The sequence below is a fragment of the Rhodopseudomonas sp. genome (genome assembly GCF_048594845.1).
Taxonomy (GTDB): domain Bacteria; phylum Pseudomonadota; class Alphaproteobacteria; order Rhizobiales; family Xanthobacteraceae; genus Rhodopseudomonas.
This window is the reverse complement of sequence record NZ_JBMDXE010000140.1, coordinates 1-5,368: the sequence shown is the minus strand read 5'-3', so window position 1 is coordinate 5,368 and position 5,368 is coordinate 1. Positions and strand designations below refer to the sequence as shown.

Sequence of the window (5,368 nt, the reverse complement as noted above, 5' to 3'; positions counted from 1 at the left end):
TCGCGCGATCCTCGTAGTCGCCCACCATAAGCCGCAGGTCGGCCTTGTACTGATGCACGTTGAAATGATTCATCCAGAACCAGCTCATCCGCTCGCGCAGCTGGTCCGGCGCGTACAGCGCCCGCAGGATCGAACGCGCCGCGGCCTGCTTGCCGCGGTCATTCATCGCCTGCTGCTGCGCCTGCTTGGCGGCCTTGCGCTGCTCCTCGTCGGGGATCTGATTGGCCTGCTTGGCCTGTTCCTGCAGCGCCAGCAGGATCGCGGGCGTGACCCCGCGCGCGTCCGGCATCGCGTCGATCTGCGCGTCCACCGCCGCAGGCAGAACGGTCTCAGCGGCTGGATGAAGCTGCTGCTGCAACCAAGCTGCGACGCCGATACGGCGAACCTGATCGGCTGTCGAGGCGTTGACGCCCCAACTCAGACGATCGATCAGCGCGAGATCGTGCGCTGATAGCTCCGCGGCTTGTGACATCGCGCTGCCGCACGCAGCGATCAGTACGACGGCAGCCGCGGCGGCGAGCTTCGATCTGCGCATCAGGAATGTCGGCGTCTTGAACATCATGGTGTCGCCGTTCATCATCGGACGAGGACCGGGTCAAACTGACGCAGGATGATACGGCCCGGAACACTGAACAGCTGGTGAATGGAGGATGGCGCAGTCGTGGCAGAAACAGGGGCAGTGCAGCGCGCAGTGATGCGCTGGATTTTGGCGGCGTTCTTCACCGCCGCCGGCGTCGCGCATCTCGCCGTGCCGGACAAGCTGCTGGCGATGACGCCGGGATGGGTGCCGTTCGCCCCCGAAGTTATTCTGCTCACCAGCTTGTTCGAATTCGCGGCCGCTTTGGCGCTGCTGACCCGGCCACTGCGCTGGTGGGCCGGCGTAGCGCTCGCGCTGTATTCGCTGTGCGTCTGGCCGGCGAACATCCATCACGCGCTCGGCGACATCGACATTCCCGGGCTGCCGAGTAGCTGGTGGTACCACGGCCCGAGACTCGCGGCACAGCCGCTGATCATTTGGGCTTCGCTTTACGCCGCCGAGGTTATCGACTGGCCGTTTCGCCGCCGTCGGGACTAACTACGGCCACGCGCCGACCCTAGCTCCCGGCAAACGACCACCAGCACATGATAGGGTTGCCGCCCTCCCGCCTGAGTTGCAGACTGCATCCCGGTGGAGGCTGACGTGGCTGGCGTGTTGCGTAAATCGACGCTGCTCGGAGCGATGGTACTGGCTGGGTGTGTCACCCAGAGTGCCGTGCGCTCGGGAAGCTGGATGATCGACCAAAGCCCAGACCGGATCACCGGCGCTCCCGTGGGAGGCGCCTACACGATGGCTTGGGGCGCAACCAACTCGGCCAATCCTTCGCTCTATATGGCGAGCTTGCAGCTGACCTGCTTCGAGAACCGGCCGATCGCCAAGATCGCGTTTCAGATCAAGATCGGCTCGGACCGTAACACCAGCTTCGGCTATCGCTTCGACGATAAGCCGGGACACGACGCGGTGGAATCGCGCGTGCTGTTGGGATCGAAGGTCCTGGTCATCGAGGAGAGCGCAGCGCTGCAGCAATTCGTCGACGAGCTGCGTGGGTCGGCCAAGCTGTACGTTCGGATCCGTTCCCTGAACGCGGGGACGACGGCGGTGGAGCTGCATGTCGATGGCTCGGAGCCTGCCATCGAGGCGGCCTATGCGGCCTGTCCCCTGCAGCCGGCGGTCGCACGCCGGTCGGCCTGAGCGGCGCGCGACCGACTGGAGCGCGCCGCCCTGTTCGATCAATCGTGATCGAGTTCGCCGATATGGTGCTGCTGATACAGCTCCACGCCGCTGCGGTTGACGAGTTCGATCTGGGTCTCGAGGTAATCGATGTGATGTTCCTCGTCCTTCATGAGCTGCTCGAACAGATCGCGGGACACATAGTCCTTGACGCTGTGGCAGTAGGTCGCCGCTTCCTGATAGAGCGACCGTGCATCGATCTCCGCCTGCAGGTCGGAGTTGAGCACTTCCTTGACGTTCTGACCGATCCGCAGCGGATCGAGCACCTGCATGTTCGGGAACCCGTCGAGGAAGATGATGCGGTCGGTCAACTTGTCGGCGTGGACCATTTCCTCGATCGATTCCTTGCGCCAGGTCTTGGCGAGGTCCTTCAGCCCCCAATTGTCCAGTAGCCGATAATGCAACCAATACTGGCTGATCGCCGTCAACTCGCTGCGGAGACCGCGGTTGAGATATTCGATGACCTTCGCGTCGCCCTTCATGACTTCTCCTGTCGCCGACGCCACGGCTGCGACAGTGTGCCGAACCGCTCGTCCAGTTTAGAATTGGAATAGTTCTAGATCAGAAGTCGCACCAATCGCAATCCCCGCGAGGCGCGGGGATCTGCCAGTCCGGGACGGGCTCAGGAAGCGCGGGCGGGCGCGTGACCGGCGGCACAGCCGGCGTCGCTCATGATCTTCCGGATCGTATGCATGCAGCGTCCGCACTTCCTGCTGCAGCCGAGGCAACGATGAACCTCGCCGGCGCTGCTCGCATTCCCGCCATCGGGGTGCAGCGCGCTACGGACGTCGTGATCGGAAAGGACGTTGCAGGAACAGACAATCATGGAAGTACGAAGGTCCCGATGATGGCGGTACGAGCTTTTCGATAGTGAAGAGATAGGGCGGAAGCAAAAGGAAATCGGCTGTTTTGAAGCTATTCCAAACTCGGCGGTCGCTTTTGATCTCGCGCAAGCCCGCCCACCAAGGCTTTCTGGAATCATTCCAAGGCGAGTTGTTAGTTCGCGCTGCACCGCCGAGCTACGCGAAGCGCGGGTGCTCGGGGGGAACCGCACCGCCCCTCCGGTACGGCACGAAAGCGCGACCGCTGACGCCGGACCGGCCCAGCCGCAGCCGCAGCCGCAGCCGCAGCCGCGACGAAACATGGCATCTCGCAGGCGGTCCCATTCATAGATCGTTCAAGAGAAACGTGGATGCTCGGCCCTGCAATAATGTCGCACCCGTGTGGAACCGGGCGGCAAGCAAGAAGGGTGAAGTCCATGAGGAAAGCAGTGATGGGCCTGGTGGCAGCCACCGCCCTGGGTGTTGCGGCGATCGGCGCACCGGCGCCGGCGCAAGCACATGACGGCTTCGGCGTCGGCCTCGCCGCCGGGCTCCTCGGAGGCGCGATCGTCGGCGGCGCAGTTGCCGGCCCGCACTATTACGGCTACGGACCGTCGTATTACTATGCGCCCGCTCCCGTCTATGCGCCCGGCCCGGCCTATGTGGTGGATCCCGGCTACTACGGCAGCTGCTACTGGCAGCGTCAGCGATTCTGGGACGGCTATGGCTGGCGAATTCGCCGCGTGCGAGTCTGCGGCTGAGATTGAACCTCCGGTTGCTCCGGACGACCAATATCCACGCCTGAGTTTCTCGAGACTCCGGTGAATCGTCCGGGTAGCCCGAAAAAGACCGTTTTTTGGGGCGAGTCATCCGGACCTGAATCTGCGACGATTGACGGCATTGTGCTGTTTTGATGCTGTGCAGTCGGGTGGGCGACTTCTGTCAACGCGCGCCGGTCGGGGCGCCACTTCGGAGAGACAAATGAAGAAGACTGTTTCGATGCTTGTTGCGGTCGCGACCCTTGCCGGTTCGCTGGTCGCGGCCGTCCCGGCCGCTCACGCCGATGGCGGCCGGATCGCGGCCGGCGTCGCTGGCGGCCTGATCGGCGGTGCGCTGCTCGGCGGCGCGATTGCCGCGAGCCGCCCGGCCTATGCGGCCCCCGCCCCGGTTTACGTCGAAGAGCCCGCCTGCCGCGTCGTGCGCCAGCGCTTCTGGGACGACTATCGCGGCGTCTGGCGCTCGCGCCCGGTCGAAGTCTGCGATTGATCTGAGCCGGCGATTCGCCGCCTCCCTGATTTCAAGCCCGGCCGAGCGATCGGCCGGGCTTTTGCTTTGAGCGACGGGCATCGCCAGATTGGATAGCGAGGCTGCTGGTCAGCGAGCCGCTTCGATCGAGCGCAGGACGCTCTCGCTCGGCCAGCAATCCAGCTTGAGCCGCGCAGACTTTTGATAGGCGCCGAGCGCCGCGCGCGTCAGCATCCCTGCCTTGCCGTCGACCTTGTCGTTGTAGAAGCCGAGCCGTGTCAGGCCGCGCTGCATCGCCTCGACATCCGCGGTGCGCAGCTGCTTGGTGGCCGCCCACGGCGTCGCGAACGGCTGCGGGTTGGTGATGCGATCGGCGAGATGGCCGACGAACAACACGTAGAGATCCGAGAAGTTGTATTCCTTGATGACGAAGTAGTTCTTCGTGGTCAGGAAAGCCGGGCCGTAAATCCCCTCGGGCTGCAGCAGCGAGGCCGGCTCGGCCAGTTCTTCTGCGCTCAGCCGCTCGCCGCGCACCGGCGCAAAGCCGTCGCGCACCCACTGCCCCACCGGCTTCGTGACCTCGGGCCGGCCGAGCGTGCAGTCGGCATTGGCCGGCGCGCGAACCTCGTAGGCCCAGCGCACGCCGGGCTTCCAGCCCTTGTTGACGAGTTGCTGCGCGGCCGAGGCGAGTGCGTCTGGCACCGAATTCCAGATATCGACCTTGCCGTCGCCGTCGAAGTCGACACCGTGTTTGTAGTACTCGGACGGCAGAAACTGCGTCAGGCCGGTGGCGCCGGCCCAGGACGAGCGCATGCCTTGGCGGGACACCGCCCCCTCGCTGATGATCTTCATCGCAAGGATGAACTCGGTCCGATACTGATCCTTGCGCCGGCCCACATAGGCCTGCGTCGCCATCACCCGAACCGCGTCATAAGGCAGCCGATAGCGGCCGTAGTCGGTCTCGCGTCCCCAGATCGCCAGCACCACGGTGGCCGGCACGCCGAACCGCTGTTCGATCGCCCGCAAGGTCGGCCCGTATTCCGCCAGCAGCTTGCGGCCGTGTCCGGCCAGCGCCTCGATCCGCGCTTCCTTCAGATAGTCCGCAGGCACCTGCACGAACTCGGCCTGCGACGGCGCACCGGTCTTCGGACGTCCGGGCAGCAACAGGTCCGGCAGCTTGTAGTCCGGCTCCAGCCCGGCAGTGACCGACTCGAACGTGGCGCGGGAGACGCCGGCCTGTTGTGCCTCCGGCCACAGCGACGCGACGAAACGCGTGAAGCCCGCATCAGCCGCCCGGGCGGTGCCGGGCGTCAGTGTCGCCGCCAGCGCGAGGCCGGCGACGACGACCAATGTGGCGACTCGCAGCGTCAGTGCTCGGAGTGAGCCTTGGCCTCTTCGATCGCGAGGTTGGAGATCCTGTCGACCCAGGCGATTCCGATCGCCGCCAGGAGGAACACGGTGTGGATGGTGGTCTGCCACATCACGCCGGTTTCGGTGTAGCCGGCCCGGCCGGGCGAGCCCAGGCTGCCCGCCT

At 65.1% G+C, this 5,368-nt stretch carries 8 protein-coding genes and 1 pseudogene; 4 read left to right on the top strand and 5 right to left on the bottom strand.

Annotation, left to right across the window (positions count from 1 at the left end):
• Positions 1–580 (bottom strand): DUF1800 family protein (locus ACOJTD_RS08470; RefSeq protein WP_420132475.1); only part of this gene is annotated, 580 nt, incomplete at its 3' end.
• A 114-nt stretch (positions 581–694) separates the two neighbouring features.
• On the opposite strand from ACOJTD_RS08470, the gene ACOJTD_RS08465 reads away from it, so the two are divergent.
• Together ACOJTD_RS08465 and ACOJTD_RS08460 are read left to right on the top strand one after the other, a co-directional pair.
• Positions 695–1,075 (top strand): hypothetical protein, encoded by a 381-nt coding sequence (locus tag ACOJTD_RS08465; protein ID WP_420132476.1) that lies wholly within the window; start codon positions 695–697, stop codon positions 1,073–1,075.
• A gap of 105 nt (positions 1,076–1,180) precedes the next feature.
• Positions 1,181–1,729 carry a hypothetical protein gene (locus ACOJTD_RS08460; protein ID WP_420132474.1) on the top strand — a complete coding sequence of 183 codons (549 nt, stop codon included), beginning with the start codon at positions 1,181–1,183 and terminating at the stop codon, positions 1,727–1,729.
• 38 nt (positions 1,730–1,767) lie between these two features.
• Here ACOJTD_RS08460 and bfr read toward each other — a convergent pair whose 3' ends face one another.
• Together bfr and ACOJTD_RS08450 are read right to left on the bottom strand one after the other, a co-directional pair.
• Complete coding sequence (gene bfr, locus ACOJTD_RS08455; protein ID WP_420132473.1) at positions 1,768–2,250, bottom strand: bacterioferritin; 483 nt, start codon at positions 2,248–2,250, stop codon at positions 1,768–1,770.
• Positions 2,251–2,390: 140 nt separating this feature from the next.
• Positions 2,391–2,594 carry a (2Fe-2S)-binding protein gene (locus ACOJTD_RS08450; protein ID WP_420132472.1) on the bottom strand — a complete coding sequence of 68 codons (204 nt, stop codon included), beginning with the start codon at positions 2,592–2,594 and terminating at the stop codon, positions 2,391–2,393.
• A 432-nt stretch (positions 2,595–3,026) separates the two neighbouring features.
• Here ACOJTD_RS08450 and ACOJTD_RS08445 point away from each other — a divergent pair, with 432 nt between their 5' ends.
• Complete coding sequence (locus ACOJTD_RS08445) at positions 3,027–3,350, top strand: hypothetical protein (protein ID WP_420132471.1); 324 nt, start codon at positions 3,027–3,029, stop codon at positions 3,348–3,350.
• Between the two features lie 220 nt (positions 3,351–3,570).
• Positions 3,571–3,855 (top strand): hypothetical protein, encoded by a 285-nt coding sequence (locus ACOJTD_RS08440; RefSeq protein ID WP_420132470.1) that lies wholly within the window; start codon positions 3,571–3,573, stop codon positions 3,853–3,855.
• Positions 3,856–3,963: 108 nt separating this feature from the next.
• Here the strand turns inward: ACOJTD_RS08440 and ACOJTD_RS08435 are convergent, their stop codons facing one another.
• Together ACOJTD_RS08435 and ACOJTD_RS08430 are read right to left on the bottom strand one after the other, a co-directional pair.
• Positions 3,964–5,184 (bottom strand): lytic murein transglycosylase, encoded by a 1,221-nt coding sequence (locus ACOJTD_RS08435; RefSeq protein WP_420132469.1) that lies wholly within the window; start codon positions 5,182–5,184, stop codon positions 3,964–3,966.
• A gap of 17 nt (positions 5,185–5,201) precedes the next feature.
• Positions 5,202–5,368, bottom strand: a pseudogene (locus ACOJTD_RS08430) (TIGR00645 family protein); the annotation flags it as partial.

Coding starts and splice junctions, on each gene's coding strand:
- ACOJTD_RS08445 (WP_420132471.1), top strand. CDS start 3,027: ATGAGGAAAGCAGTGATGGGCCTGGTGGCAGCCACCGCCCTGGGTGTT.
- bfr (WP_420132473.1), bottom strand. CDS start 2,250: ATGAAGGGCGACGCGAAGGTCATCGAATATCTCAACCGCGGTCTCCGC.
- ACOJTD_RS08440 (WP_420132470.1), top strand. CDS start 3,571: ATGAAGAAGACTGTTTCGATGCTTGTTGCGGTCGCGACCCTTGCCGGT.
- ACOJTD_RS08465 (WP_420132476.1), top strand. CDS start 695: ATGCGCTGGATTTTGGCGGCGTTCTTCACCGCCGCCGGCGTCGCGCAT.
- ACOJTD_RS08450 (WP_420132472.1), bottom strand. CDS start 2,594: ATGATTGTCTGTTCCTGCAACGTCCTTTCCGATCACGACGTCCGTAGC.